Here is a 24,982-nt window from a genome sequence, read left to right as displayed (position 1 = left end):
CCGCAAACCCACCAAGAGGCGCGCTCGAGACCCGGGGTCCTCTCGACGACCTGATGCGCTGAGTCCTTACTCCACATCGGCAACGGGTCAGGAGGCGCATAGGACTTGGAACATGCCCCACACTGAAGGACCGTCGGTGGACTGGCCCGCGATTGACAGAACTGTGCGGCCACATTGGTTGCGGACTGGATACGCGTTCTTTCCTTATGCCGCACAGCAGTCCGGTCAGTGGTGGGTGCTGCGACTTAACCACGGATTCCCGGAGCACGAACTGTACACCTTGTTCATCGACGGCAGGCCCGTTGCCGACATCACGGCCAAACCCGATGACCGATCCCCATTGGTCGCCAGCGTGGCTGCCCTTAAGCCGTTCGATCAGGCGGCCGCCGAGCCGGTTCTTGATGTCGGTGCGGCCGCGGCGGTGGTAAGGACCGTCTCGCGCTATGCCAACTACGGCAGCGAATACGACGAACCCTGTGGCTTCTGCTCCGACAACTACGACGGCATGGCGCGCATCTAGTCGGGTTGCGCCAGAATGAGATTCAGGCGCCGGATATCGCCCGAATCGTCTGAGACAAGATCTGATCACTCCCGAACCTGTCGAAATTAGCCTGCTTGGTTGGCTACGCGTCAAGTTTGTGGGGCCGGAGTCTGCGGTCTGAGTACGGCCTGGCGCGGTGGCGTTCGAATTGTGATCACTTACGCATTGGCCATCACCGGGCCGCCCTGATACGAAATGATCGCAGTCTGCCCCAGCGCTTCCGCCCTCAATCGACCACGGAGTGCGTTATTTGGTCGTTAGCAACCTCCAGCGTTCTGCAGCCCACACTCTCGAAGGTCCTGGCGTCCAGCGCACCGTTCTTCACAATTTGGTGCGGTCTCAAAAAGCTGTGAGATCAGCACCTGTCGTTGGGTGACTTTGCTCAATCGAGACGAGAACCAAGACGCACCAAGGGGTTTCGGCGCTGACGACGATCGAAGCAATCCGCAATGTAGGTGCAGCTAGTTCGCTGCTGATTGGCTATTTCGGAGGAGAGCCCGGGACAACTTCGCCCACGCCAAAACGGAATGCACCATCGTGGGGTCAGCTTCGGGAGTCCCGGGCTTTCTTGCCGACGAACACTGATAACCCGCCAATCATCGCAGCTGTGACCAAATATGTGATGTCAGAGCCGGTAGGCCGGTGCAGACACCAGTCGATGACGGTCATGGCACCCAAAGCGGTCAGCAGTAATGTCAACGTGATCCAGGCTCGCCGTGATCGTGCCGGGGCGGCGATGATCAAACCGACCCCGGCTGCCGCGATAATCAGCGGTAGGTAGCTCATTTGCACTGTTGTGGAAGCGGGTGTTCTTTTCGGGTTTCGTTGAGGAACTCGCCCACGCCGCCCATGAAAGCTCCGCCGATCGCACCTTGGACGGCTCCCACGCCCTCGGTCGGTACTCCTGCAGCCAGACCCCCTAAGACCGCGCCCCCGAGCGTCGCGCCCCCGAGATTTTGCAACAGGCTTTGCTGCTGCTCATCGAATGCTTGCTGGCAGGCGACGCTGCCCGGACCGGTCGCGGGCCGTGGCGCCGGCGGTGGGGATGCGGGCATCGGCGGACCCGGCTGCGCAGGCGCTGGCGGTGCCGTGAGGGCCTGCTCGTACTGCGGCAGGAACGCGGGCTGGGGCGCCGGCGGCGTTCCGTCAGGGGTGTCCCACGGCGCGAATGGGGGCGGGGGGCTAGTGCCGCCGTCTTGTTTGAGGTCGACCAACCGGATTCCATTGCGCTGGGTGGCGGGAGCTTGCGGGACAGGGGTGGAGATCGGGTTTTCCGCAAAGCTGACGCTGCTGAGACCTGCGGTGGTGGCGGTAAGTTGGCCTGCAACCTTGGCCTCTGCCCCGTCGAGCTGTTCTGCGCGCAAGCGGATGTCACCGGCGAAAGCTTGCGCCTGAGCCTGTCGGGCGGCCTGCTCCGCGGCCGTCCTGCTCGTGTGTGCGTCAGTGACCGATAAGTCTTCGCCGACAGCGAATCCCGCATTCTGGGCGTCCTCAACGGCATACAGGACTCTTCGCTGGGCCGCACCGATCTCGCTGGCGCCATTGCGCGCAATCCCGGCTGCCTGACGCAACAGATCGGCTTTGGCACTGACAATCGGCAGGTCGGCGCTGGTTCGTTGCCGCAGCCCGTCACCACCAGCGCCATGCCAGGCAATGGCATAAGACTGGTTTCGCATCTGCAGGAACGCGTCTTCCCACTGATCGGCGGTCTTGGTCCAGTAGCCGGCTGTATCGATTAGATGCTCGATGCTCCATGCCCGGATTTGCGACAGGGTGGCCGGCATCTAAACCACCGTCACCTGCGTCACGGCGGCCATCTCGGCGGCCGCCGTCGTCTCTTGATGGGCGTAACCTGCCGCCGCCGCAGTCACCGCGGCAGCCGTAGCCTGAGTTCGGGTGCCAAATTCCGCCGCAGCACCGCCGATTGCTGCGTTGATACCACTCACCGCCGCCGTCGTTGCTTGGAATGGCTGGCCCGGTGACGGCGGCGTGTTCCAGCGGCGAGTTGGGCACCGAGGCCCTGCCATTGGCTGGCCGTAACCCCTAGCTGCCCATGGACGACCTGCAATTCATCCGATCCCACGCGGGCGAGTCTAAATCGAGGCCACCTGGAGGGCTACTCAGACCGCTTCAAGACCGACGAAGGTTAGGACACCACCTCTTGGGGCCAAAGGCAGGGCCCGACCATTCCGAACCCAGATCTGAGATGTGGCCGATCAGAACGCCTGATGCCCGGGCGGGGTCGCTTCTTCATCGACACGTACTCGCCGTGTCCGGGCTCCCAGCTTCGAGTCGTTCAGGAAACTGTCGATGAGCCGAACCGGTCCACCGATACAGGTCCAATCGTCCTCCCAGAGGGTGGATAGCAGCCAGGATCGATCCGCCGGGAAGATCAGGTCCGGTAGGCGGGTAGACCGTGGTGACCATGAGTCGTCGCCGCGCCAGCTGGCGGCCTGCTCCGGTCCGGCCTTCACAAACACGTACGGCCAATCTGCATACATGCGCACCCTCGGAGCGTCGGGAAAGACGACGTCGGAGCAACCGGTATCGAGGTACCCAATCCACCACTGCTGGGCGGACGACTGCCTGCTGAGCAGCGCGACCACAGCCCGCTCGTGCGCGAATTGCTCTTCCGGGGTTTCTGGCAGTACCACGGTGGCGTAGTCGTCGAACACCGGCGGGATCGCCGAGGTGATGCTGAGGCCGATGGACGTGGCTGCGTCAATCCACGCGACATCCGCAGGCGTGCCGAGCAGCCAGCTCCGGTCATCTCGGATGACGCGACTCACCGCACCGACCAACACCGATAGCGCGCTCGCACCAAATCATCATCGCCACATCGTGGGGGATTTCGCCGGCCACCACGCGGCGACACAAAGACCGATCGCCCCGGGCGTCAAGGCGGCGACCTAGCCTGGAGTCCGACCCCCGCCCCTGCCCGCTGATTACATTGGTTAACAATGTACTCAATATCACTCTGTCAAAGGAGACATAGTCATGGCTGAAGCCGTCATCGTCGAGGCGCTACGTTCACCGATCGGAAAGCGCAACGGCGGGCTGTCCGGGGTGCACCCGGCTGACCTGTCCGCCCAGGTCCTCAACGGTCTGGTGCACAAGGCCGGCATCGACCCCGAGCTCGTTGACGACGTCATCTGGGGCTGCGTGATGCAGGCCGGCGAGCAGGCCCTCGACATCGCCCGCACCTCGCTGCTGGCCGCCGGCTGGCCCGAGACGGTCCCCGGGGTGACCGTGGATCGCCAGTGCGGGTCAAGCCAGCAGTCGGTGCACTTCGCGGCGGCCGGGGTCGCGGCCGGCCACTACGACGTCGTCGTCGCCGGCGGGGTGGAGTCGATGTCACGCACCCCGATGGGGTCGTCGCTGGCCAACGGCGGACGGCCCTATCCCAAGTCCTTCCTGGACCGCTACGAAGGCAAGATCCCCAACCAGGGCATTGGTGCGGAGATGATCGCCGAGCGGTGGGGCCTCGACCGCCTCGCGCTCGACGAGTTCTCCCTCGGATCGCACGAAAAGGCCGCAGCCGCACAGGATTCCGGTGCCTTCGATGACCAGATCGTCGGCATCAAGGACCAGGACGGCAATACTGTCCTCAAAGACGAAGGCATCCGCCGCGGCACTCCGATGGAGAAGATGGCGTCGCTGAAGCCGGCGTTCAAGGAAGACGGCGTGATCCATGCCGGCAACTCCTCGCAGATCTCCGACGGCTCGGCCGCGCTGCTGTTCATGTCCGCAGAGAAGGCGAAGTCGTTGGGGCGCAAGCCGATCGCGAAGGTGCACACCGTGGCGCTAGCTGGGGCCGACCCGGTGATCATGCTGACCGCGCCCATCCCGGCCACCCAGAAGGTGCTCAAGCGCTCCGGTCTGTCCATCGGCGAGATCGGCGCATACGAGGTCAACGAGGCGTTCGCCCCGGTGCCGCTGGCCTGGCTGCGCGACATCGGCGCCGACGAGAAGAAGCTCAACCCCAACGGCGGCGCAATCGCACTCGGCCACCCGCTCGGCGGGTCGGGCGCGCGCTTGATGACCACCCTGCTTTACCACATGCGCGACAAGGGAATTCGCTACGGCCTGCAGACAATGTGCGAGGGCGGCGGTCAGGCCAACGCCACCATCCTGGAGCTGCTGTGACCCAAGCCGATGGCCAGCCGGGGGCGCTGGTCGAGCGCCGCGGCAATGTCATGGTCATCACGATCAACCGGCCCGAGGCCCGCAACGCGGTCAACGGCGCTGTCAGCAGCGCCGTCGGGGATGCCCTGGACGAAGCCCAGCACGACCCCGACGTGCGGGCGGTGGTGATCACCGGCGCCGGCGACACGTCGTTCTGCGCCGGCGCCGATCTCAAGGCGATCGCCCGCCGGGAGAACATCTACCACCCCGACCACGCGGATTGGGGCTTCGCCGGTTACGTGCACCATTTCATCGACAAGCCCACCATCGCCGCGGTCAACGGCACCGCCCTGGGCGGCGGCACCGAACTGGCGCTGGCCAGCGACCTGGTGGTGGCTCACGAACGGGCCAAGTTCGGGTTGCCGGAGGTCAAGCGCGGACTGATCGCCGCTGCCGGTGGCGTCTTCCGGATCGTGAACCAGCTGCCCCGCAAATTGGCGATGGAACTGCTGTTGACCGGCGAGCCGATCACCGCAGCCGACGCCTACGACTGGGGCCTGATCAACCAGGTCGTCAGGGAGGGTGCGGTGCTGGACGCCGCGCTGACGCTGGCCGCGCGGGTGACCGTCAACGCGCCGCTGTCGGTGCAGGCCAGCAAGCGCATCGCCTACGGGGTCGACGACGGCGTCATCACCGACGAAGAAGCGGGCTGGCAGCGCACCATGCGCGAGATGAGTTCGCTGATCCGATCCGAGGACGCCAAGGAAGGGCCGTTGGCGTTCGCCGAGAAGCGGGAGCCGATCTGGAAGGCGCGCTGAGTCGCCAGTCTCAATTGCCCGGCTATGCGCGACACCGTTCGTTGTCGCGCATAGCCGGGCAAGCGAGCAGCCCCCACCCGAAGAGACCAATGTTGCGGATGTGGCCAACCTGCCCCCCGCGCTCGTTCACTGCGCAAGCGTGTTAACCGCCCACCGGAAAACCGAGGGCAGCACCGCACCAGCCGGCACGATGGCCCGGCGTGCCGGGTAAGGCGTGCTGGCCAGCACCAGACTCCGGGTGAGCCACCGGTAGTTGCGGGTAACCCGGTGCCAGGCAGCCTCATACGACGCGGGTGCGTCGTCGACGATGGCCTGGACGGCCGCGGCCGCCTGCTTGACGGCGAGGCTGATGCCCTCACCGGTCAGGGCGTCTTCGTAGCCGGCCGCGTCGCCCACCAACAGCACCCGCCCGGCGACGCGGCGGGACACCACCTGCCGCAGTGGGCCGCAGCCGCGTGCGCGCCCGGGTTCGGCGTCTTGCAAATGATGGGAAAGCCAGGGAAACCACGAAAGTTCGGGACGCCGACGGGACAGGATCGCCACGCCCACCAGGTCCGGTTCCACCGGCGTCACGTACGCCTCACCCCAGCGCGACCAGTGCACTTCGACGAACTCCGACCACGCCGGCACCCGGTAATGCCAGCGCACCCCGTAGCGCCGTGGGCTACCCGCCGTCGCGGTGATTTCGACCGCCCGCCGCACCCCCGAGTGCAATCCATCGGCCGCCACCAGCCACCTCGCGCGCACACCGGCGGCCGTCACACCGTGGGCGTCCTGCGACACACCGGTCACCCGGGTCCGAATCCATTCGGTGTCTTGTTCTTTGGCCCGCGCCGCCAACGCCGCGTGCAACGTGGTGCGCCGCACACCGCGGCCCGGACCGCTGCGAAACCGCGCCTCGGCGCGGCGATTTTCGCTGACGTAGGCGATGCCGTGGAACGGCATGCCGGCCGGGTCGACGTCGAGCGCTGTCAGTTCGGCCAGACCGCCGGGCATCAGTCCCTCGCCGCAGGCCTTGTCGATCGGGCTCTCCCGGGGATCGGCGACGATGACCGAAAGTCCGTGCCTGCGTGCGTGTAATGCCGTGGCGAGACCTCCCGGGCCGCCGCCGACGATCAGCAGGTCGGTGTCGTAGGTCATGAATAGCCCAAGACGGAGTTCTCCACCCGCAGGCGCACCGTCAACAACATGGCGTTGGCCACGGTGAAACCGAGCGCGGTCAGCCATGCGGTGTGCACCATCGGCAGCGCGAACCCTTCGGCCACCACTGCAACATAGTTCGGGTGGTGCATCAGCCGGTAGGGCCCCCGCCGCACCAACGGCTCGTGCGGCAGCACGATGACCCTGGTGTTCCAGCGTCGTCCCAGCGACTTGACGCACCACCAGCGCAGGCCCTGGCTCAACACCAGCACACCGACCATCGGCCACCCCAGCCACGGGATGAACGGCCGGTGCAAAGCCCAGGGTTCGACGAGGCAGCCGAGCAGCAGCGCGGTGTGCAGAATGACCATCACCACGTAGTGGGGACGCCCAAACTCCTTGCCGCCCTGGGCGAAAGACCAGCGCGCGTTGCGCCTGGCCACGATCAGCTCGGCCAGTCGTTCCATGCCGACGGCCAGGATCAGCAGGTAATACATCGGCTACCAGCCGAGCAGTACGAATTCGGAAGAAAAACCCGGGCCCATGGCGATCATGATCCCAAACGATCCCGGTGGCGGCGGCGGATCGGCCATGGTGGCCCTAAGCACGTCCAGCACCGACACCGACGACAGGTTGCCATTGTCGCGCAATGAGTCTCGGGTGCGATCCAGGGCGTGAACGGGTAGCTCGAGCGCATTCTCGACGGCGTCGATGACCCTGGGCCCGGCCGCGTGCAGCACCCACGTCGACACGTCTGCGGTGGTCAGACCATGGTCGCCCAGGAAATTGCGGATATCGTCGGCCACGTATTTCTCCACGACGGTCGCCACCTCGACGGACAACACGATCCGGAACCCGTCACTGCCGATCTCCCAGCCCAGTACGTCCTCAGTGTCGGGATAGGTGCGGCTGCGGCTGGCCAGTAGCCTGGGCCCGGCCCGCAATCCGGAAGCCAGCTCGGCGCCGGTCGCGACGACCGCGGCGGCGCCGTCACCGAACAGGCTGGACGCGACGAGATTGGCCACCGAGTGGTCGTCACGCTGAACGGTCAGCGAGCACAGTTCCACCGCCAGCAGCGCTGCGACCTGGTTGGGGAAGCCCCGCAGATAGTCATGCACGCGCGCTACCCCGGCGGCGCCGGCCACGCAGCCCAACCCGAACAGCGGAATGCGTTTGACGTCCTGGCGCAGCCCCACCCGGGTGGCCAATCGCGCTTCCAGGGTCGGCACGGCCAGCCCGGTCACCGTCGTCGAAAAGATGACATCGACATCCGCGGGCTTGACCCTGGCGTCATCGAACGCCGCCAGCAGTGCCCGCTCACCCAGGTCGAGGGCGACGTCGACCCAGGCGTCGTTTGCTTCGGTGAAGCCGCTCAGATGGCCGTAGCGTGACAACGGCAGCGCGGTATGGCGTGCGGTGACTCCGCTGCTATTGGCGAACCGGCGAAACTCCGGGCCGGCAAAGGTCGTCAGCGCACCGATGGTTTCGTCCTGGCTGTACCGGTGTTGTGGGAATGTCACCGCCACGCCGGCTACCGACGGGCTCATTGTCGTCGATGTCCGATCGGCCGCCGGCGCCTGCGCACCGAGGCACGCCGGCCTACCCCCTGTGAATGTATTCATGTGGGGAGTCACGTCGCCGCTGCCGGATCGGTTCAGAGTTCGCAAAATAAGATAGCCGACCTGTAGCGATGCCCAAGGGGTCAAAGCCGGCCAGCCAGCCCGGTGCACCGGCGGCACCAGAAGGCCGCTGCCCCCACTGCCCCTGTCGCGACGCCAGTTGCCCCCGGTGCCGGCGAGCAGGAACCAGCCACTGGACAGAGATAGCCGGCTGCCAATCCCCGCTGACGCTACGATCCCCGGATGGCCGACCAGGAGCCATGTGACGGGGACCAACCGGACCAGATCGACGACGACATGCCCGACACGGGGGAGGATGAATCGACCCCGGCGAGGCGCGTTGCCGGTTGGCAACGCGCGTTGCGATGGGTGGCCTGGCTAACCTTCCTGGGCCTGGCGATCGCCAACTGCGACCGCGAATCCTTCGGTCCGCTGGAGTTGTTGGCGCTGGCTGCGGCGATCGGCATCAGCGCCTGGTGCCTGGCCACGCCGCTGGGCGGGGCCCTGGTGGCGATGGACGAAGCGGCCGACGTGCACGGGACTTTTGTTTCCCGGACGAACTGGGGGTTGCTGTTGATCGGTGTGGCCCTCACGGTTGGCGGCAGTGGCGCCATCGGCGCAATCGTCTGCGACCTGTCCACCGGTCGCGCGACCGTCCATGACGTGCTGACCGACATCGGGACCTTCGTTGCGGGCTGGACGTCCGAAGCGCTCAGCGGCTGGTCCTATGACGCCCACCTGGAACATACCCATGCCTACGCCCTGTTTGTCCTGGTCGTGCCGGGTCTCCTGCTCCTCTGGTGGAATTTCGTTCCGCTCGTCAAACGGGGATGCGAGTTTCGGGTGGAACCCGATGCTTCGATTTCAGTCCGCGGCCCGCGCGGGTGGGGCCAGCTGCTCGAATACGACCTCGAATACGACTATGCGGCCGTCACTGCCGATGGAACGACGATCCGGTTCACCTCTGCCGGTGACGCGACACCGGCCATTATCCTTCCGCAGGCCCGCGTGTTTTCCCGCGAGACCGGTACGAGGCTGCGTCGTCAAGTGAGCGCAGAGCTATTCCGGCAACGGCTGGCCCGCCACGGCTTCACCATCGAAGTGATCGACGCGAAACGCGGCAGCTTCCGCGGCCGTCGCGGCTTGGGCGCGATGTAGTCGAGCAAACCAGGCGATCGTTGCACCTAATGCATCCACACCCGTTGTCTGGGTTGGCGTGTTGATGACTGCGGGCACATCACGCTCGAGGTGATCGGTTCGACCATGCTTGACGGCCGTTCCGGTGCCGACGCCGTTGCGCGGCTAGCTTGGATGTCATGCGGATTCTGGTCACCGGCGCCACCGGCTACGTCGGGTCGCGTCTCGTGACAGCGCTGGTCGCCGACGGCCACGAAGTCCTGGCCGCGAGCCGGAGCCTGGCCCGACTGTTACGGTTGGGCTGGTTCGACGACGTGACACCGGTGCTGCTCGACGCCTCCGACCCCGCGTCGGCACACGCGGCGATGACCGCCGCGGGTCACGTCGACGTGGTCTACTACCTAGTCCATGGGATCGGTCAGCCGGGCTTCCGCGACAGCGACAACGCCGCGGCCGCCAACGTGGCCGTCGCCGCCCGCGCTGCCGGGGTGCGGCGCATCGTCTACCTGGGCGGCTTCGTGCCCGACGCCCCCGAAAACGAGGCGCTGTCTCAGCACCTGACCAGCAGGGCCGAAGTGGCCACGGCCCTGGCCGTGGAGGACGGCCCGGAACTGGTATGGCTGGGCGCCGCGGTCATCATCGGCGCGGGTTCGACGTCGTTCGAGATGTTGCGCTATGTCGGAGACCGCTTCCCGGTCATGCCGATGCCGAACTGGATGGACAATCCGATCGACCCGATCTCCGTTCGAGATGTGCTGCATTACCTGGTCGCCGCGGCCGACACCGACCGGGTACCAGCGGGCGCCTACGACATTTGCGGCCCCGACACCACGTCCTACCGACGGCTGCTCGAGGTGTACGCCCGCATTTCCGGCAGATGGCACGCGGCGGTGCCGGTGGGCAACAGGCTCGACACCGCGATAACGTCGCGCATCACGGCGGCCGCGCTGCCCATTCCGCCGGGCCTGGCCGCGGACCTGGTCGAATCACTGGATCACCCGATGCGGGCCTCGGCCAGCGGCCTGCGAGACCGGGTGCCCGATCCGCCGGGAGGTTTGCTCGGCATCGAGGATGCCGTCGCGCTGGCCCTGGCCGACGCCCCGCATGCGCCGCCGGCTCCGATCAATGCGCTGGCCGATCCCCATTGCCTCGCGGATTCCGACCCCTCCTGGGCCGGTGGTGATGCGTTGCGCATCCGGCGGCTCGCGTGCGCGGTGACGCCACCCGTCGCACGACCCACGCTGAGGCTGCTGAATGTCGTCCCCGGCCCGCTTGCCGGCGCGCTGCGAACTAGTCTGGACATCCTCACCACCCTGACTCCGAAAGTTCTGTCCGCATGAGCCAGTCCACCGCACCCCGCCCCCGGGCGATCCACGACCTTCGCCGCGCGATGACCAATGTCGCAGTGCCGCATCACGAGTCACCCAAGGTGGTGCTGCGCCGGCGCATCGTGGTCTGCGTGGTGCTGCTGATCGGGGCGGCGGTGCTGGGGCTGTCGATGAGTCGCCGGCCCGGGGAGTCGACGTTTCACTGGCTGACCCTGGCTCTGGCTGTGATATGGGCCGTCGGGGCGCTGGCGTCAGGACCGTTGCATCTCGGCGGCTTCTGCTGGCGGGGGCGCAACCAGCGCCCGGTGATCACCGGGACCACGGTGGGGCTGGTTCTTGGTGGCGTGTTTGTCCTGGGCGGCTTGGTCACCAGGGAAATCCCGGCCGTGTCCGAGCTGACCGTCCGGGTGCTGCGATTTGCCGAGCACGGATCTGTGCTGGTGGTGCTGATCACCTTGGTCAATGGCGTCGCCGAGGAGATGTTCTTCCGCGGTGCGCTCTACACCGCCCTGGGCCGGTTCTATCCGGCACTGCTGTCCACCCTTGTGTACGTCGCGGCCATCATGGCCACCGGCAACCCGATGCTCGGATTCGCCGCGGTCATCCTGGGAACGGTGGGTGCGTGGGAGCGGCGTTTCACCGGCGGTGTGCTGGCACCGATCCTGACCCATGTCGTATGGGGCCTGATCATGGTGCTCGCGTTGCCGCCGTTGTTCGGCGTCTAGATCGCCACCCGGCCGACGCGATGATGTCATGTGCCAGCGCGCGCAGCGCGGTGGTGTAGAGCGGGCGCAGCACCGACCAGTACAACCGCCCCGGGATGCCGCGGGGAAAGACAATCGCCCGTTGCGTGTACCTGCTGCCGTCGGTTCGCCGGGGCGTGACCGTGATCTCCAGCCACGCCGGCCCGGGCAATCGGGTGGCCGTGGCCAGCCGCAATGTGGTCGCGTTGCGTTCTGCCACCGTCCACCGCTGCGGCGAGCGCCGGCATCGCGGCGCCAAGGCCAATGAGTACCACCGGCCACTGTTGGCGGCGTTTTGAGCGGACGCCCAGATGTGTTCGGGTTCGGCGGTGGTCACTGCGGTGCGGACATCGTTGTAGACGATTTCGCCGGCCCACTTCGGGTCGCTGGGCAGCAGGTCAGCGGGCTCGGGGTGCAGCGAGTCCCAGGTCGCGTCCGGCAGTCCGCGGGCCGCGCGCGCGAGCGCCAACGTAACCGCCTGGCGGTAGCCGGTCAGCCCGCCCGGTGGCGGCGCGACGAGGGTGTCGATATCCGAGTTGCGCATCACCGCATCGCATTCCAGCGACTCGATCAATGGGCGCGCCAGGCCGGACGGGATCGGCGTCACCGTGCCGACCCACAGGCTGGCAATGCGCGGCGTCAGAAAAGGTAGCACCAACAGGTAGCGCCGGTGCAGTCCGGCGACCTCGGCATATATCCGCATCATGTCGCCGTACTCCAAGACGTCGGGACCGCCGATGTCCCAGGTCCGAGATGACGGCAGGTCCACCGTGGCCGCCGCGACCAGGTAGTACAGCACGTCCCGAACGGCGATCGGCTGAATTCGGTTGTGCACCCATTTCGGCGTGGTCATCACCGGCAACCGGTCGGTGAGGTGCCTGATCATTTCGAACGACGCCGATCCCGATCCGACCACCACGCCGGCTTGCAGTACGACGGTCTCGATACCGGATTGGATCAGAGCCTCGCCTACCGCTTTGCGCGACTCGAGGTGGGGCGAGAGGTGGCGTCCGTCGGGATGTAGACCGCCGAGATACACCACGCGCCGTACTCCGGCTCGTCGGGCCGCTTCCACGACGTTGCGCACTGCCCTGGCTTCCTCGACGGCGAAGTTCTTGGCGGTGCCCATCGAATGGACCAGGTAATACACCACCTGGACCCCGTCGAAAGCTGCGATGAGCGAATCGACGTCACCGAGGTCGCCCCGGGCCACCTCGGTCCGGTCCCGCCACGGCACGCCCGCCAGCTTGTTCGGGTCGCGGGCCAACGCGCGAACTCGATGGCCCTTGTCCAGCAGGTGCGGCACCAGTCGGGCACCGATATAGCCGGTCGCTCCAGTAACGAGGCAGTTGACCTGTCCAGCCGACAATGGAATCTCCGGGGGTCTTTTTCGTTGTCCACCGTTATTCGGAGCCGCCGCCGGTAAGGATTGCCACTTCGTCCCGGAGTCGGGACGCCGCCCCGTCCGGCCCACTCGCAACGGCAATCAGAGGTCGGTGAAGGTCGGCGTGCGGCGCTGCTGGAATGCCCTTGCGCCTTCGGCGAAGTCGGGTGATCGCAACAGCATCGACTGCCCCGCGAACTCCCGTTCGAGAGCATGGTCCAACTCGGTAAGAGTGGCCGCGTTGATCGCGTCCTTGGTCTTGGCGAACGCGACCGCCGGCCCCGCCAGCAACCTCGAAATGACTTGATCCACTTCCCTTTCGAAGTGCTCGGCCGGATAGACCGCGCTGACCAGGCCCCACGACAGCGCCTCGGCGGCCGGCAATCGCTCCGGCAACAGCGCCATCCGCATGGCCCGGATGCGGCCGACCGCGGCGGCCACCAACGCCGATGCTCCGCCGTCGGGCATCAACCCGATTTTGGTGAACGCCAGCATGAAAAATGCTTCGTCAGAAGCCAATACGAGGTCACACGCCAGGGCAAGGGAAACCCCGACCCCGGCGGCCGGGCCCTGTACCACGGCGACCACCGGATGCGGCAGCGCCGTGATGGCCCGGATCGCCCGGTTGATCTCCGCGATGGTTTCGGTGCGGGACTTGCCGCGGACCACATCCTCGGCGCTCATCCCGGCCCCCGAACTGAAGCCGCGGCCCCTGCCGCCCAAGCGCACCACCCGTACCCGCGCATCGGTGGCCGCGTGCTCCATCGCATCGGCGATGCCCGCCAGCACCGCCGCCGTCAGGGAATTCAGCGTCGCCGGCCGGTCGATGGTCACCGACAGCACACCGTCGGCCAGCTTGACGTCAAGTCCCGCGACTGGCGCCAGCGTGTCGATCCCGTCCTGCGGCGGCATGGGCCTCACCTTAGGTGACCGCAACTGCACGGCTGTCGCGGCCGGCTGCGAAGATGCGAACGACGTCACCGCAGACGAAAGGTCGGTAGATCAATGGCAGGACCGCTGAACGGGTTGCGCGTTGTCGAGCTGGCGGGGATCGGGCCGGGTCCGCACGCCGCGATGATCCTGGGGGATCTGGGTGCCGACGTGGTGCGCATCGACCGCCCGTCAGCTGCTGCCGTCGGCGGCGCAGCCAACGACGCCATGCTGCGCAGCCGGCGCATCGTCACCGCTGACCTGAAGTCCGACCAAGGACGCGAACTCGTCCTCAAACTCGTCGCCAAGGCCGACGTGCTGATCGAGGGCTACCGCCCCGGCGTCACCGAGCGGTTGGGTCTGGGCCCCGAAGACTGCGTCAAAGTCAACGACCGGCTCGTCTACGCCCGGATGACCGGCTGGGGTCAGACCGGGCCGCGCAGCCAGCAGGCCGGTCACGACATCAACTACATCTCGCTGAACGGCATCCTGCACGCCATCGGCCGGGTCGACGAACGTCCGGTGCCGCCGCTGAACCTGGTCGGCGACTTCGGCGGCGGCTCGATGTTCCTGCTCGTCGGCATCCTGGCCGCACTCTGGGAACGCCAGAGCTCCGGTAAAGGTCAGGTCATCGACGCGGCGATGGTCGACGGCTCCAGCGTGCTGGTGCAGATGATGTGGGCGATGCGCGCCACCGGGATGTGGACCGACGTGCGGGGCACCAACATGCTCGACGGCGGCGCGCCCTACTACGACACCTACGAGTGCGCCGACGGCCGCCATGTCGCCGTGGGTGCCATCGAGCCGCAGTTCTATGCCGCCATGCTGGCGGGGCTGGGTCTGGACGCGGCCGACTTGCCACCGCAAAACGACGTGACCCGGTGGCCCGAACTGCGGGCGGTGTTGACCGACGCGTTCGGCCGGCGCGACCGTGACCATTGGGCCAAGGTGTTCGCCGACTCCGATGCCTGCGTGACGCCGGTGCTGGCGTTCGGCGAGGTGCAGACCGACCCGCATATCGCCCAGCGGAACACCTTCTACGACGTGAACGGCGGCCTGCAGCCGCGACCGGCGCCGCGGTTCTCGCGCACCGTGCCGGATCAACCGCGGCCGCCCGTGGCGCCGGTGACCGGCATCGAAGCGGTTCTCGAGGACTGGGTATAGTCCCGACCAACCGGTAGGTCGGGTGCTCGGCGAAAGGACTCGCATGGAAATCAGGGACGCCGTAGCCGTCGTTACCGGGGGCGCATCGGGACTGGGACTGGCCACCACCAAGCGGCTGCTGGATGCGGGGGCGCAGGTGGTGGTGCTGGACCTCAAAGGCGACGATGTGGTGGCCCAGCTCGGTGATCGCGCGCGGTTCGCGCAGGCCGACGTGACCGACGAGGCCGCCGTGAGCGCTGCGCTGGATCTGGCGGAATCGCTGGGGCCGCTGCGCATCGTCGTCAACTGCGCTGGCACCGGTAACGCGGTGCGCGTGCTGGGCCGCGACGGTGTCTTCCCGTTGGCCGCGTTCCGCAAGGTCGTGGACATCAACCTGGTCGGCACCTTCAACGTGCTGCGGTTGGGCGCGGAGCGGATGGCCAAGACGGAACCGATCGGGGAAGAGCGCGGCGTCATCGTCAACACCGCGTCGGTGGCGGCGTTCGACGGCCAGATCGGACAGGCCGCCTACTCGGCGTCCAAGGGCGGCGTGGTCGGCATGACCCTGCCGATCGCCCGCGACCTGGCCAGCCACCTGATCCGGGTGATGACCATCGCGCCCGGACTCTTCGACACCCCGCTGCTGGCCGGCCTACCGGAACCGGCGCGGGAGTCGCTGGGCAAGCAGGTGCCGCATCCGTCGCGTCTGGGCAACCCCGATGAGTACGGGGCGCTGGCCGTGCACATCATCGAAAACCCGATGCTCAACGGTGAAGTCATCCGTCTGGACGGCGCCATCCGGATGGCGCCACGCTAACGGCCGGAAACGGAAAACCCCCCGCAATTGCGGGGGGCTCACGTAGGGGAAAAGCATTCAGTTATCGGCGAAACCATCTACTGATGGCAGGTTCGGCAATGAGTAACCGTGCAAGCATGCCCATGGTGTGCCTCAGCTTGCCGTAGGCAGCGGGTGCCAGTCTTCGAGCTGCTCGGAGGTCTCGCCTTCCACCAGCATGTCGCCGTGGTAGAGAGCCTCGAAGTCGGCTTTGATGACGTCGGCACTCGAGTCGTCGATCCACATGTCACTGAGCGTAGGAGTCAGCCTTAAGGAATCGCTGAGTCACGATTCGGAAAATGGTGGCAATTCTTACCGGTGGGTAGGGTGTCGCGGCCGGGAAATGAATGCCGTTCAGGCGGCGCTTTCGCCTCCCGGTGAACCGTAGCGGTACCCCGGTTCGTGAGTAGGGCAGGCGTTGTTTGACGCCTGTAAGTTACCGCTGATAAGTTACCGCGGATACGGTGGGCCGCTCGGGGACGGCCAGCGCCGGCGCTGGAGGGGACGCACCATGTTGCAGGGGATCGCACGACTCGCCATAGCGGCGCCGCGCCGAATCATCGGAGTTGCGTTGCTGGTGTTCCTGGCCGCAGCGGTCTTCGGCATACCGGTCGCCAACAGCCTGTCGCCAGGGGGTTTCCAGGACCCCGACTCTGAATCGGCACGTGCCATCACCGTGCTGACCAACAAGTTCGGCCAGAGCGGGCAGCAGATGCTGATCTTGGTGACCGCTCCGGCCGGGGTCGGCAGCGAGGCCGCTCGCACGGTCGGTACCGACGTCGTCGGCCAGCTGCAGCGGTCGCCGTTGGTCTACAACGCGACATCACCGTGGACGGGGCCGCCGCAGGCCTCTGGCGACCTGGTCAGCACCGACGGCAAGTCGGGGTTGATCGTGGTCAACATCAAGGGCGGCGAGAACAACGCGCAGAAGAACGCCCAGACGCTGGCCGACGAAATTGTCCACGACCGTGACGGTGTCACCGTCCGCGCGGGCGGGTCGGCCATGGAGTACGCCCAGATCAACAAGCAGAATCAAGCGGACCTGCTGGTGATGGAGGCGATCGCGATTCCGCTCAGCTTCCTGGTGCTGGTGTGGGTTTTCGGTGGGCTGCTGGCAGCGGCGCTGCCGATGGCGCTGGGCGCCCTGGCCGTGGTCGGCTCGATGTCGGTGCTGCGACTGGTGACGTTCACCACCGATGTGTCGATCTTCGCCCTCAACCTGAGCACCGCAATGGGTCTGGCCCTGGCCATCGACTACACCCTGCTGATCATCAGCCGCTATCGCGACGAGCTCGCCGAGGGCAGTGACCCGCACGAGGCGCTGATCCGGACGATGGCTACGTCCGGTCGCACGGTCCTGTTCTCGGCGACCACGGTGGCGTTGTCGATGGCGGCCACAGTGGCGTTTCCGATGTACTTCCTGAAGTCGTTCGCCTACGCCGGTGTGGCAACTGTCGCCTTCGTGGCGACCGCGTCGATCGTGATCACTCCGGCCGCGATCGTGCTGCTGGGTCCCCGCCTCGACGCGTTGGACGTTCGCCGCCTGATACGCCGCATGCTGGGTCGCCCCGAGCCGGTGCACAAGCCGGTAGAGCAACTGTTCTGGTATCGGTCCACCAAGTTCGTCATGCGCCGGTGGTTGCCGATCGGTCTGGCGGTGGTCGCGCTGCTGGTGCTGCTGGGACTCCCGTTCTTGTCGGTGAAGTGGGGTTTCCCGGACGACCGGGTGCTCCCGCGTACGGCTTCTGCCCATCAGGTGGGTGATGAGCTGCGCAAGAACTTCGCCCATGACCTGGCGATGGCTGTTCCGGTCGTCGTCCCCGATGCCCGCGGTCTGACTCCGGCCGACCTTGACGGCTATGCCGCCGACCTGTCGCGGGTACCCGACGTGTCGTCGGTGACCGCCCCGAGCGGAACGTTCGTCGGCGGGAACAAGGTGGGCCCGCCGGCGGGAGCCACCGGGTTTGCCGACGGCAGCGCGTTCCTGACCGTCAACAGCACCGCGCCGCTGTTTTCCCAACCCTCCGATACCCAGCTCACCCGCTTGCACCAGGTGGCCGGCCCGGCCGGGCGATCCGTCGAGATGGCCGGCGTGGCGCAGGTCAACCGGGACAGCGTCGATGCGGTGACCGATCGGCTCCCGCTGGTGCTGGGCCTGATGGCCGTCATCACGCTGGTGCTGCTGTTCCTGCTCACCGGCAGCGTCGTGTTGCCGGTCAAGGCGCTGGTTTGTAATGTGCTGTCGCTGAGTGCGGCGTTCGGCGCGCTGGTCTGGATCTTCCAGGACGGCCATCTGGGGGCGCTGGGCACAACCCCGAGCGGGACGCTGGTGGCGAACATGCCGGTGCTGTTGTTCTGCATCGCCTTCGGGCTGTCCATGGATTACGAGGTGTTCCTTGTCGCCCGGATCCGCGAGTACTGGCTGGCTTCCGGGGCTGCCCGTCCGGCAACCCCGAACCCGGCCGCAGCGCATGCCGCCAACGACGAGAGTGTGGCGCTCGGGGTGGCGCGTACCGGGCGGGTGATCACCGCGGCGGCGTTGGTGATGTCGATGTCGTTCGCCGCGCTGATCGCCGCACATGTGTCCTTCATGCGAATGTTCGGTCTGGGCCTGACCCTTGCGGTGGCCGCCGATGCCACCCTGGTGCGCATGGTCTTGGTGCCGGCCTTCATGCACGTGATGGGCAGCTGGAACTGGTGGGCGCCCAAGCCGTTGGTGTGGCTGCACGAGCGGTTTGGCATCGGCGAGGGCGCTGCGGTCAAGCATGAGGCCGGGACGACGAGCCGCAGTGACGAGCCGGCGATCACCGCAGCGTTGACGGGTAAGGGTTGACGTGTCGATGGGCCTGCGTCGCTCACGTGCCCCGCGCGGATCGGGGGACCGGCTACGCCGCGAAATCCTGGACGCGGCCACCGAATTGCTGCTGGAGACAGGGCAGGCCCGGGCGGTCTCGATCCGATCGGTGGCCCAACGCGTGAGCGTCACACCGCCGTCCATCTATCTGCACTTCGAGGACAAAGAGGCGCTGTTGGACGCGGTGTGCGCACGCTACCTGGCCCGCCTGGATGCGGAAATGGAGCGGGTGGCCATCGGTCCACCGTCCACCGTCGACGTGCTACGGGCGCAGGGCCTCGCCTACGTGCGGTTCGCGCTGCAGACCCCACAGCTGTATCGCCTTGCGACCATGGGGGAGTGGCGCTCGGGCAGCGACGTCGATATCGCCCTGGACAGTTCGGCGTTCAAGCACATGCGGGCCTCCGTGCAGGCCCTGATGGACGAGGGCGTCTACCGGACCGACGATCCGACCATGATTGCCCTGGAGCTGTGGACCGCCGCGCATGGGGTGGCCGCCCTGTTGATCACCAAACCGCATCTGCCGTTCGGCGACGTCGAAGCGTTCGCCGACCGGGTGCTCAGCGCGGTGCTGTGCGGACATATGGTGGCCGGCCTGGTCGGCCCGCGCGCAACATCGCGGCAGCTGATCGATTGGGTCCGGCAGCATCGCACGTCGGAAGCGGCCCCGGTATGACCGGCGCCAAAATCGAGCACCCGTTGTTCGCCCGCATCTGGCCGGTCATCGCCGCCCACGAAGCCGAGTCGCTACGAGACCTGCGCCGGGAGAATCTGGACGGCCTGTCGGGCCGGGTACTGGAAGTCGGTGCCGGTGTCGGGACGAACTTCGCCTACTACCCGCAGACCGTGACACAGGTCGTGGCCATGGAGCCGGAGCCGCACTTGACGGCCAAAGCCCGAGCCGCGGCCGTCGATGCGCCAATTCCCGTGCTGGTGACCGGCGATACGGCGGAGGACTTCAGCACCGGGGAGCCCTTCGACGCGGTGGTCTGCTCGCTGGTGCTCTGTTCGGTGAACGACCCGGTGGGGGTGCTGCGACACCTGCACTCATTGCTACGGCCGGGTGGGCAGTTGCGGTATCTCGAGCACGTAGCCAGCGCCGGTGTTCGGGGCCGGCTTCAGCAGTTCGTCGACGCGACGTTCTGGCCGCGGCTGGCCGGCAACTGCCACACCCATCGCGATACCGAACGGGCGATCGTCGCGGCGGGATTCGACGTGGACACCGCACGACGGGAGTGGACATTGCCGGCGTGGGCGCCGTTGCCCGTCTCAGAGTTGGCGCTGGGCCGGGCGCGGCGTCCGTTGCCCTGACCCCGAAACTGCGCTCAGCGCGCGATCCGTGGGGCGAGGGGCGATCTGTGCGCAGGCTCGATGCGACTATCGCAGGCTCGACGCGCGAAACTCCAACGCAGCACGGATCCGGCGAATGATGTCGGCAGGACTATCGGTTGCCGCCACTCGGACGACGAGCCAGCTGAGCCGCTTCAACTCCTCGCGGCGGCGGTGAGCCCGGGCGAGCACGCCTCGGCGGTGCGACCACAGCCACGCGGCAACCGCACGGTGCCGCAGCGTCAGTTGCTGATCGCGCCGGACGTAGACGTCGGGATACGCCAACCGGAATCGGGAACGCAGCTGGTGGGGCCGCAGTGTTCCGCTGTGCACCGCTTCGCTGCCGATAAATGGTTCCTCGCTGGCCATGACGGCAGAATCGCCCGCTTCGCCGACGTCGGCTCACCGAAACTGCGCTGAGCGTGCGGTCCTGTGGGCGAACCGCGAGCTGTGTGTAGCTTCGATGCGACTATCGCAGGCTCGACCCGAAAGCTAACCCAGCAGCGAAGGCAACCGCTGCAACAACCCGGGCAACGCCCGACTCGCCGACTGGCGTACACAGATCGTCGCGCTCCCGGACAACGGTGTCGGCTCAGGATTGACCTCGATCACCGGAATGCCGCGTGCCAGTGCCAGCTCCGGTAGCCCGGCGGCCGGGTAGACGATCGCGGAGGTCCCCACCACCACCATCACATCGGCGGCTTCGGTCGCCTCGACGGCATGTTGCCACGGCCCTTCGGGCAGCGCCTCGCCGAACCACACGATGTCGGGCCGGATCAGGCCGCCGCAGCGGCAGACCGGCGGCTCCACCTCGATAGCCGGTTCGGTCATCACCGGCAGCGCCTCGGTGTAAGGCATACCGCAACGGGCACAACGGAATTCAAAAAGGCTGCCGTGCAGGTGGTGCACTGGTGTGCTGCCGGCACGCTCGTGCAGGTCGTCGACGTTTTGGGTGACGACGGTGACGTCGGCCGCGCTCTGCCAGTCGGCGATCGCGCGATGACCCTCGTTGGGTTCGACCGTGCCCACCAGGTAGTGGCGCCACAGATACCAGCCCCACACCCGCTCGGGGTTGCTCTCCCATCCGTGTGTGCTGGACAGCTCGTAGGGGTCGAAACGGGCCCACAATCCGTTTTTGTCGTCACGAAAGGTCGGGACGCCGCTTTCCGCCGAGATCCCCGCCCCGCTGAGCACCGTCACTCGCATCCCACAAAGATAGCCGTGCTTGGTAGATACTGGGTGGGTGGAGCTGCGCGACTGGTTACGGATCGATGTGAAGGCGGGCAAGCCGCTGTTCGACCAGCTCAGGACCCAGGTTATCGACGGGGTGCGGGCCGGTGCGTTACCACCGGGAACCCGGCTGCCGACGGTGCGCGACCTGGCCGGCCAGCTCGGGGTTGCCGCCAATACGGTGGCCCGCGCCTACCGGGAGCTGGAGTCGGCGGCGATCGTCGAAACGCGCGGGCGCTTCGGTACTTTCATCTCCCGCTTCGACCCGACCGACGCGGCGATGGCCGCCGCAGCCAGGGAATACGTGGAAGTCGCTCGCGCACTGGGCCTGACCAAGTCCGACGCCATGCGTTACCTCACGAACGTGCCCGACGACTGAAGCCTCAGCCGAACTCGAGCAAGGTCAGGCACGGACGCAGCGCGTCGAAGACGGGCATGCGGTAGACCGTCGACAGCGCGGCGTTGAACACCAAGCCGCGTCCCGTGGGCAACGGCACGTCGCGAACCGCGCGGATGCCCGGCACCGTGTTCACCAAATCCGCGGCCTGCGCGACGGACAGGCTGAACGGCATCGGCGGAATCTTGTAGCGCAGCGACGTCCGGATGCCGAGCCGGCTGAAGAGGGTAAACCAGCGCGGCGGCAGGTCGAAGAGCATCTGGCCGCCCGGGAAGTTCTTCGCGCACTCGCTGATCAGTGCCAGCGCCTGCTCGGGCTGCAGGTACATCAGCAGCCCCTCTGCGGTGATGAACACCCCGGCGGATGAGTCGACGCAGTCCATCCAGCTGTAGTCCAGCGCGGACTGGGCGCACACCGACACCCGGGCAGGCGTCGGCAGCAGCCCCGCACGGATAGCGATGATCGGCGCCAGATCGACTGTGAGCCAACGGAATCGGCCGTCCAGAAGGGCCACGTCCAAACGCCAGAAGCTGGTTTGCAGACCTTCTGCCAGCGCCACCACGGTGGCCGATGGATGTCGGCTCAGATAGGACAGCGTTGCGGCGTCGAAGGCCCGGGCCCGCAAGGCGATGTCCTGGCGGGTGCGGCCGAACTTCGCGAAGTCGAAGTCGATGGAATCGACCAGGGCGATGGCCATCGGGTCCTCGATGATCGGGTCGCTGCGGCGGGCCTCCGCTGCCCTGGCATTCAGTGTCAATAAGGCGGTCTCGGAGACTCCGGTGAGGGTGACCTTCTGCTGGGAGGCTTCGTTGGAGGGGGTCATTTCAGCACCTTGTCCAGTGTTCGCAGGTTGCGGGTGGTGGTCGACGACTTGTAGCGCTTCTTTCCCATCGTTTGGCCGATGGCGCTGTCCAGAGTGCTTCCCTTCGGTACTTGCCAATAAACGACGCCGTCGCCGCGGCTGATTTTCTCCTCCGGGCCAGCTGTCAGCGCCGCCAGCTCGTCGAGCACCGCGGGGTCGCTGACGAACGTGACGTGCGACTGGTATCCGTCGACCTCCCGGTCGAACGGGTATCCCCCGTCGATTGCGCGCACGGTGTCGATGTCGTAGACCAACACCCACGCGTCATAGCCGAACCGCGCGCGCAACGCGGCCTCCGCGGTCGCGCGCACCTGCGCGGCATCCAAGGATGCCTCCAGCAGGACGTTGCCGCTGGCCAGGACGGTGCGCACGTGGGCGAACCCGGCGTCGGTCAACGCCGCGGCCACGTCGGCCATTTTCAGGTTGACGCCCCCGACATTGACCCCGCGCAGGAATGCCGCGTATCGAGTCATGATCCGATTCCACCAGGTGGTCTTGGACCGTCGCGAGGCAACGTAGGCTTTCGGGCATGGGACGCCACGTCTTCGACGACAAACTGTTGGCCGTGATCAGCGGCAACTCCCTCGGAGTGCTGGCCACCATCAAACGCGACGGACGTCCCCAGCTGTCCAACGTGCGGTATCACTTCGATCCGCGCACATTGGTGTTTCAGGTATCGATCACCGAGCCGCGGGCCAAGACGCGCAACCTGCGCCGCGACCCGCGGGCGTCGATCCTGGTCGATGCCGACGACGGATGGTCCTATGCCGTCGCCGAGGGCACCGCGGAGCTGACGCCGCCGGCGGCAGCGCCCGGCGACGACACGGTGGAGGCGCTAATCGCCTTGTACCGCAACATCGCCGGCGAGCATCCGGATTGGGACGAATACCGCGAGGCGATGGTCACCGATCGGCGGGTGGTGCTGACCCTGCCGATCTCGCACGTTTACGGTCTGCCGCCGGGTAAACGGTAGACACCCGGGTTAGGCTGCCGAGTATGCCTGCATCGAAGTCCCCCGAGGACGAGACCAAGCGCAAGTTCCGCGAAGCCCTCGACCGCAAGCTGGCCAAGTCGGCGGGTGGATCGGATCACAAGGACGGCGGCGCCAAGCAACCGCGGGCCCACGGTCCGCTGGAGAGCCGACGGGAATTCCGCCGCAAGAGCGGCTAGTCACGGCAAAGCCTCTGCCGGGCAAGCCAATTCGATGCTGTACCGATGCTCTGCCGGCGGGTCGCCCGTTGAGTTCTAAACTGTGTGGGTGGTGAAACTGCAGCTTGCCCAGGACCAGGCCGCCGACGCGCTGCTCGACTCCAACCCGTTCGCGCTGCTGGTCGGCATGCTTCTTGACCAGCAAGTTCCGCTGGAGACCGCGTTCGCCGGGCCCAAGAAGATCGCCGACCGGATGGGCGGCTTCGACGCCGGTGAGATAGCGGACTACGACCCGGAAAAGTTCGTCGCACTGTGCTCGGAAAAGCCTGCGATACACCGCTTTCCGGGCTCGATGGCCAAGCGCATCCAGGCGCTCGCGCAGATCGTCGTGGACCGCTACGGCGGGGACGCGGCCGCCGTGTGGACGGCCGGCGATCCCGATGGTAACGAGTTGCTGCGGCGGCTCAAGGGGCTGCCCGGTTTCGGCGAGCAAAAAGCCCGGATCTTTCTGGCGTTGCTCGGCAAGCAATACGGCGTGACGCCGCCGGGCTGGCGGGAGGCCGCCGGACCGTACGGTCAACCCGGCATCTATATCTCCGTCGCCGATATCGTCGACGCCCGCTCGCTCGGGCAGGTGCGCTCGCACAGGAAACAGATGAAGGCTTCAGTTAAGGGAAAGGCGGCAACGTGAAAACGCACATAACGTGTCCGTGCGGCGAAGCCATCGTCGGCAAGGACGAGGACGAGCTGGTCGAGCTGACCCAGAAACACCTTGCCGACGTTCATCCGGGCCTGGAGTACGACCGCGACGCAATCTTGTTCATGGCGTACTGATGTCGCGACTCGTCAGCTGTCGGCCGCGGCGGCGAGTCACGCCGGGTTGTCGTTGCGCCCAACCGTAAGCCGGCGCCGCCGCGATGCCGGGGCGGCACCCGGTCTAGCTAGGCTAGGGAACCACCGTTGAGCCGATGGTCGGCATGAACTGGCACTGCCGTTCCTTGGTGGTGACCTGACCGAAAATCGTCGACATGATGCTGCCCGAACCGGTGTCGGCGATCACGGTCAACGTGGTCGGCCCGTCCGGATTGATGTCCGGCCGAGGCTTGAGCGTGGCGCTGCCGGACCTGCCGGTCGTCAGGTTCACCCAGGTGACGTTCAACGGCAGCCGCTGCACCTCGGCGGGTCCGGGGGTCCCCACGGCAGTGAACACATAGGCCGTCTGGCCCGGCCCCGGGCCGGGTGACGGAATCTTGGCCGGGCCCGCGACCGAGAGCGCGGTGGCGATCACGTTGCTACCGTCGGCCAGGCAATTCGTGCCGATCGAGGGATACATGAAGTCCTGCGTGGGCGGGGCGTCGGGGCCGAATCCGGGGGCCGCCGCCGGAGCCGCGGCCGGAGCAGGTGGGGCCGCTTCGGGG

At 66.8% G+C, this 24,982-nt stretch carries 30 protein-coding genes and 1 pseudogene; 16 read left to right on the top strand and 15 right to left on the bottom strand.

All coding sequences use genetic code 11. The features are described from left to right. Nucleotides 1-112: 112 nt before the first annotated feature. Nucleotides 113-520, top strand: coding sequence for a hypothetical protein (locus EET03_RS20630; protein WP_075541450.1), 408 nt, complete (start codon nucleotides 113-115; stop codon nucleotides 518-520). Nucleotides 521-1,084: 564 nt separating this feature from the next. Here the strand turns inward: EET03_RS20630 and EET03_RS20625 are convergent. From EET03_RS20625 to EET03_RS30935, 4 genes and pseudogenes are all read right to left on the bottom strand, one after another. Next, nucleotides 1,085-1,327 carry a hypothetical protein gene (locus EET03_RS20625; RefSeq protein ID WP_075541449.1) on the bottom strand — a complete coding sequence of 81 codons (243 nt, stop codon included), beginning with the start codon at nucleotides 1,325-1,327 and terminating at the stop codon, nucleotides 1,085-1,087. Beyond that, nucleotides 1,324-2,325 (bottom strand): hypothetical protein, encoded by a 1,002-nt coding sequence (locus EET03_RS31810; protein WP_244232458.1) that lies wholly within the window; start codon nucleotides 2,323-2,325, stop codon nucleotides 1,324-1,326. The genes EET03_RS20625 and EET03_RS31810 overlap by 4 nt, the downstream gene beginning before the upstream one ends. Further along, a pseudogene (locus EET03_RS20615) lies at nucleotides 2,326-2,624 on the bottom strand (hypothetical protein). A gap of 133 nt (nucleotides 2,625-2,757) precedes the next feature. Continuing rightward, entirely contained in the window at nucleotides 2,758-3,330 is a 573-nt protein-coding gene (locus tag EET03_RS30935; protein ID WP_208649104.1) for a hypothetical protein, read from the bottom strand. A gap of 208 nt (nucleotides 3,331-3,538) precedes the next feature. On the opposite strand from EET03_RS30935, the gene EET03_RS20605 reads away from it, so the two are divergent. Both EET03_RS20605 and EET03_RS20600 read left to right on the top strand, forming a co-directional pair. Continuing rightward, nucleotides 3,539-4,687, top strand: a complete 1,149-nt coding sequence (locus EET03_RS20605) for a thiolase family protein (protein ID WP_075541447.1) — start codon at nucleotides 3,539-3,541, stop codon at nucleotides 4,685-4,687. Next, nucleotides 4,684-5,484: a crotonase/enoyl-CoA hydratase family protein gene (locus EET03_RS20600; RefSeq protein ID WP_099193702.1), complete on the top strand. Its 801-nt coding sequence runs from the start codon at nucleotides 4,684-4,686 to the stop codon at nucleotides 5,482-5,484. Before EET03_RS20605 ends, EET03_RS20600 begins: the two co-directional genes overlap by 4 nt. Nucleotides 5,485-5,610: 126 nt before the next feature. On the opposite strand, the gene EET03_RS20595 is transcribed toward EET03_RS20600, so the two are convergent. The 3 genes from EET03_RS20595 to EET03_RS20585 are packed head-to-tail and all read right to left on the bottom strand — an operon-like array spanning nucleotide 5,611 to nucleotide 8,171. Next, nucleotides 5,611-6,624, bottom strand: coding sequence for an NAD(P)/FAD-dependent oxidoreductase (locus EET03_RS20595; protein ID WP_099193701.1), 1,014 nt, complete (start codon nucleotides 6,622-6,624; stop codon nucleotides 5,611-5,613). Beyond that, entirely contained in the window at nucleotides 6,621-7,121 is a 501-nt protein-coding gene (locus EET03_RS20590; protein WP_075541444.1) for an isoprenylcysteine carboxyl methyltransferase family protein, read from the bottom strand. The genes EET03_RS20595 and EET03_RS20590 overlap by 4 nt, the downstream gene beginning before the upstream one ends. 3 nt (nucleotides 7,122-7,124) lie before the next feature. Next, complete coding sequence (locus EET03_RS20585; protein WP_244232457.1) at nucleotides 7,125-8,171, bottom strand: type III polyketide synthase; 1,047 nt, start codon at nucleotides 8,169-8,171, stop codon at nucleotides 7,125-7,127. A 315-nt stretch (nucleotides 8,172-8,486) separates the two neighbouring features. Between EET03_RS20585 and EET03_RS20580 the strand changes: the two genes are divergently transcribed. The 3 genes from EET03_RS20580 to EET03_RS20570 all read left to right on the top strand — a co-directional run bounded on the left by EET03_RS20580 (nucleotide 8,487) and on the right by EET03_RS20570 (nucleotide 11,433). Continuing rightward, on the top strand, nucleotides 8,487-9,401 hold the full coding sequence (locus EET03_RS20580; protein WP_075541443.1) for a hypothetical protein: 915 nt from the start codon (nucleotides 8,487-8,489) through the stop codon (nucleotides 9,399-9,401). A 158-nt stretch (nucleotides 9,402-9,559) separates the two neighbouring features. Continuing rightward, nucleotides 9,560-10,720: an NAD(P)H-binding protein gene (locus EET03_RS20575; RefSeq protein ID WP_075541442.1), complete on the top strand. Its 1,161-nt coding sequence runs from the start codon at nucleotides 9,560-9,562 to the stop codon at nucleotides 10,718-10,720. Beyond that, nucleotides 10,717-11,433, top strand: a complete 717-nt coding sequence (locus EET03_RS20570) for a CPBP family intramembrane glutamic endopeptidase (RefSeq protein WP_075541441.1) — start codon at nucleotides 10,717-10,719, stop codon at nucleotides 11,431-11,433. Before EET03_RS20575 ends, EET03_RS20570 begins: the two co-directional genes overlap by 4 nt. On the opposite strand, the gene EET03_RS20565 is transcribed toward EET03_RS20570, so the two are convergent. Further along, a complete protein-coding gene (locus EET03_RS20565) occupies nucleotides 11,396-12,820 on the bottom strand; it encodes a DUF2867 domain-containing protein (protein WP_075541440.1) in 1,425 nt (474 codons plus the stop codon). The genes EET03_RS20570 and EET03_RS20565 overlap by 38 nt on opposite strands. Before the next feature lie 117 nt (nucleotides 12,821-12,937). After that, nucleotides 12,938-13,747 carry an enoyl-CoA hydratase gene (locus EET03_RS20560; protein ID WP_075541439.1) on the bottom strand — a complete coding sequence of 270 codons (810 nt, stop codon included), beginning with the start codon at nucleotides 13,745-13,747 and terminating at the stop codon, nucleotides 12,938-12,940. A gap of 93 nt (nucleotides 13,748-13,840) precedes the next feature. On the opposite strand from EET03_RS20560, the gene EET03_RS20555 reads away from it, so the two are divergent. Together EET03_RS20555 and EET03_RS20550 are read left to right on the top strand one after the other, a co-directional pair. Continuing rightward, the gene (locus EET03_RS20555; RefSeq protein ID WP_075541438.1) at nucleotides 13,841-14,929 is read left to right on the top strand and encodes a CaiB/BaiF CoA transferase family protein; all 1,089 of its coding nucleotides are present in this window, start codon (nucleotides 13,841-13,843) and stop codon (nucleotides 14,927-14,929) included. 43 nt (nucleotides 14,930-14,972) lie between these two features. Next, on the top strand, nucleotides 14,973-15,725 hold the full coding sequence (locus EET03_RS20550) for a 3-hydroxyacyl-CoA dehydrogenase (protein ID WP_063472894.1): 753 nt from the start codon (nucleotides 14,973-14,975) through the stop codon (nucleotides 15,723-15,725). A gap of 132 nt (nucleotides 15,726-15,857) precedes the next feature. Here the strand turns inward: EET03_RS20550 and EET03_RS32485 are convergent, their stop codons facing one another. Then, on the bottom strand, nucleotides 15,858-15,989 hold the full coding sequence (locus EET03_RS32485; RefSeq protein WP_023366671.1) for a hypothetical protein: 132 nt from the start codon (nucleotides 15,987-15,989) through the stop codon (nucleotides 15,858-15,860). 265 nt (nucleotides 15,990-16,254) lie between these two features. Here EET03_RS32485 and EET03_RS20540 point away from each other — a divergent pair, with 265 nt between their 5' ends. From EET03_RS20540 to EET03_RS20530, 3 genes are read left to right on the top strand one after another with little or no spacing between them, the layout of a single operon-like run. Next, the gene (locus EET03_RS20540) at nucleotides 16,255-18,576 is read left to right on the top strand and encodes an MMPL family transporter (protein WP_099193700.1); all 2,322 of its coding nucleotides are present in this window, start codon (nucleotides 16,255-16,257) and stop codon (nucleotides 18,574-18,576) included. A 7-nt stretch (nucleotides 18,577-18,583) separates the two neighbouring features. Continuing rightward, nucleotides 18,584-19,273, top strand: a complete 690-nt coding sequence (locus tag EET03_RS20535) for a TetR/AcrR family transcriptional regulator (protein WP_075541465.1) — start codon at nucleotides 18,584-18,586, stop codon at nucleotides 19,271-19,273. Next, nucleotides 19,270-19,908, top strand: coding sequence for a class I SAM-dependent methyltransferase (locus EET03_RS20530; protein WP_075541436.1), 639 nt, complete (start codon nucleotides 19,270-19,272; stop codon nucleotides 19,906-19,908). Before EET03_RS20535 ends, EET03_RS20530 begins: the two co-directional genes overlap by 4 nt. Before the next feature lie 66 nt (nucleotides 19,909-19,974). On the opposite strand, the gene EET03_RS20525 is transcribed toward EET03_RS20530, so the two are convergent. Together EET03_RS20525 and EET03_RS20520 are read right to left on the bottom strand one after the other, a co-directional pair. Then, nucleotides 19,975-20,295, bottom strand: coding sequence for a hypothetical protein (locus tag EET03_RS20525; RefSeq protein ID WP_075541435.1), 321 nt, complete (start codon nucleotides 20,293-20,295; stop codon nucleotides 19,975-19,977). A gap of 123 nt (nucleotides 20,296-20,418) precedes the next feature. Next, the gene (locus EET03_RS20520; protein WP_075541434.1) at nucleotides 20,419-21,132 is read right to left on the bottom strand and encodes an NAD-dependent deacylase; all 714 of its coding nucleotides are present in this window, start codon (nucleotides 21,130-21,132) and stop codon (nucleotides 20,419-20,421) included. A 37-nt stretch (nucleotides 21,133-21,169) separates the two neighbouring features. Here EET03_RS20520 and EET03_RS20515 point away from each other — a divergent pair, with 37 nt between their 5' ends. Then, on the top strand, nucleotides 21,170-21,535 hold the full coding sequence (locus EET03_RS20515) for an Rv1152 family transcriptional regulator (RefSeq protein WP_036414293.1): 366 nt from the start codon (nucleotides 21,170-21,172) through the stop codon (nucleotides 21,533-21,535). Between the two features lie 4 nt (nucleotides 21,536-21,539). Here EET03_RS20515 and EET03_RS20510 read toward each other — a convergent pair whose 3' ends face one another. Together EET03_RS20510 and EET03_RS20505 are read right to left on the bottom strand one after the other, a co-directional pair. Further along, a complete protein-coding gene (locus EET03_RS20510) occupies nucleotides 21,540-22,376 on the bottom strand; it encodes a class I SAM-dependent methyltransferase (RefSeq protein WP_099193699.1) in 837 nt (278 codons plus the stop codon). Beyond that, nucleotides 22,373-22,888 (bottom strand): DUF1697 domain-containing protein, encoded by a 516-nt coding sequence (locus EET03_RS20505; protein ID WP_075541432.1) that lies wholly within the window; start codon nucleotides 22,886-22,888, stop codon nucleotides 22,373-22,375. Before EET03_RS20505 ends, EET03_RS20510 begins: the two co-directional genes overlap by 4 nt. 56 nt (nucleotides 22,889-22,944) lie before the next feature. On the opposite strand from EET03_RS20505, the gene EET03_RS20500 reads away from it, so the two are divergent. The 4 genes from EET03_RS20500 (at nucleotide 22,945) to EET03_RS20485 (ending at nucleotide 24,398) form a co-directional block, all read left to right on the top strand. After that, the gene (locus tag EET03_RS20500; protein WP_063472888.1) at nucleotides 22,945-23,388 is read left to right on the top strand and encodes a PPOX class F420-dependent oxidoreductase; all 444 of its coding nucleotides are present in this window, start codon (nucleotides 22,945-22,947) and stop codon (nucleotides 23,386-23,388) included. 23 nt (nucleotides 23,389-23,411) lie between these two features. Then, nucleotides 23,412-23,585, top strand: coding sequence for a DUF5302 domain-containing protein (locus tag EET03_RS20495; protein WP_099193698.1), 174 nt, complete (start codon nucleotides 23,412-23,414; stop codon nucleotides 23,583-23,585). A gap of 88 nt (nucleotides 23,586-23,673) precedes the next feature. Beyond that, nucleotides 23,674-24,255, top strand: a complete 582-nt coding sequence (locus tag EET03_RS20490) for an HhH-GPD-type base excision DNA repair protein (protein WP_075541464.1) — start codon at nucleotides 23,674-23,676, stop codon at nucleotides 24,253-24,255. Continuing rightward, nucleotides 24,252-24,398, top strand: coding sequence for a hypothetical protein (locus EET03_RS20485; protein WP_064774821.1), 147 nt, complete (start codon nucleotides 24,252-24,254; stop codon nucleotides 24,396-24,398). The genes EET03_RS20490 and EET03_RS20485 overlap by 4 nt, the downstream gene beginning before the upstream one ends. A gap of 112 nt (nucleotides 24,399-24,510) precedes the next feature. Here EET03_RS20485 and EET03_RS20480 read toward each other — a convergent pair. Next, the coding region (locus EET03_RS20480; RefSeq protein ID WP_482805338.1) for an Rv1157c family protein at nucleotides 24,511-24,982 on the bottom strand (472 nt) is incomplete at its 5' end.

It is taken from the genome of Mycobacterium innocens (genome assembly GCF_900566055.1).
Taxonomy (GTDB): Bacteria; Actinomycetota; Actinomycetes; order Mycobacteriales; family Mycobacteriaceae; genus Mycobacterium; species Mycobacterium innocens.
This window is presented reverse-complemented; position numbering and strand designations above follow the sequence as displayed.

Bases quoted from the DNA above. Each gene is read 5' to 3' on its own strand.
- EET03_RS20630 (WP_075541450.1), top strand. From the start codon at position 113: ATGCCCCACACTGAAGGACCGTCGGTGGACTGGCCCGCGATTGACAGA.
- EET03_RS20625 (WP_075541449.1), bottom strand. From the start codon at position 1,327: ATGAGCTACCTACCGCTGATTATCGCGGCAGCCGGGGTCGGTTTGATC.
- EET03_RS31810 (WP_244232458.1), bottom strand. From the start codon at position 2,325: ATGCCGGCCACCCTGTCGCAAATCCGGGCATGGAGCATCGAGCATCTA.
- EET03_RS20605 (WP_075541447.1), top strand. From the start codon at position 3,539: ATGGCTGAAGCCGTCATCGTCGAGGCGCTACGTTCACCGATCGGAAAG.
- EET03_RS20595 (WP_099193701.1), bottom strand. From the start codon at position 6,624: ATGACCTACGACACCGACCTGCTGATCGTCGGCGGCGGCCCGGGAGGT.
- EET03_RS20590 (WP_075541444.1), bottom strand. From the start codon at position 7,121: ATGTATTACCTGCTGATCCTGGCCGTCGGCATGGAACGACTGGCCGAG.
- EET03_RS20585 (WP_244232457.1), bottom strand. From the start codon at position 8,171: ATGAGCCCGTCGGTAGCCGGCGTGGCGGTGACATTCCCACAACACCGG.
- EET03_RS20580 (WP_075541443.1), top strand. From the start codon at position 8,487: ATGGCCGACCAGGAGCCATGTGACGGGGACCAACCGGACCAGATCGAC.
- EET03_RS20575 (WP_075541442.1), top strand. From the start codon at position 9,560: ATGCGGATTCTGGTCACCGGCGCCACCGGCTACGTCGGGTCGCGTCTC.
- EET03_RS20570 (WP_075541441.1), top strand. From the start codon at position 10,717: ATGAGCCAGTCCACCGCACCCCGCCCCCGGGCGATCCACGACCTTCGC.
- EET03_RS20560 (WP_075541439.1), bottom strand. From the start codon at position 13,747: ATGCCGCCGCAGGACGGGATCGACACGCTGGCGCCAGTCGCGGGACTT.
- EET03_RS20555 (WP_075541438.1), top strand. From the start codon at position 13,841: ATGGCAGGACCGCTGAACGGGTTGCGCGTTGTCGAGCTGGCGGGGATC.
- EET03_RS20550 (WP_063472894.1), top strand. From the start codon at position 14,973: ATGGAAATCAGGGACGCCGTAGCCGTCGTTACCGGGGGCGCATCGGGA.
- EET03_RS32485 (WP_023366671.1), bottom strand. From the start codon at position 15,989: ATGTGGATCGACGACTCGAGTGCCGACGTCATCAAAGCCGACTTCGAG.
- EET03_RS20540 (WP_099193700.1), top strand. From the start codon at position 16,255: ATGTTGCAGGGGATCGCACGACTCGCCATAGCGGCGCCGCGCCGAATC.
- EET03_RS20535 (WP_075541465.1), top strand. From the start codon at position 18,584: ATGGGCCTGCGTCGCTCACGTGCCCCGCGCGGATCGGGGGACCGGCTA.
- EET03_RS20530 (WP_075541436.1), top strand. From the start codon at position 19,270: ATGACCGGCGCCAAAATCGAGCACCCGTTGTTCGCCCGCATCTGGCCG.
- EET03_RS20525 (WP_075541435.1), bottom strand. From the start codon at position 20,295: ATGGCCAGCGAGGAACCATTTATCGGCAGCGAAGCGGTGCACAGCGGA.
- EET03_RS20520 (WP_075541434.1), bottom strand. From the start codon at position 21,132: ATGCGAGTGACGGTGCTCAGCGGGGCGGGGATCTCGGCGGAAAGCGGC.
- EET03_RS20510 (WP_099193699.1), bottom strand. From the start codon at position 22,376: ATGACCCCCTCCAACGAAGCCTCCCAGCAGAAGGTCACCCTCACCGGA.
- EET03_RS20505 (WP_075541432.1), bottom strand. From the start codon at position 22,888: ATGACTCGATACGCGGCATTCCTGCGCGGGGTCAATGTCGGGGGCGTC.
- EET03_RS20500 (WP_063472888.1), top strand. From the start codon at position 22,945: ATGGGACGCCACGTCTTCGACGACAAACTGTTGGCCGTGATCAGCGGC.
- EET03_RS20495 (WP_099193698.1), top strand. From the start codon at position 23,412: ATGCCTGCATCGAAGTCCCCCGAGGACGAGACCAAGCGCAAGTTCCGC.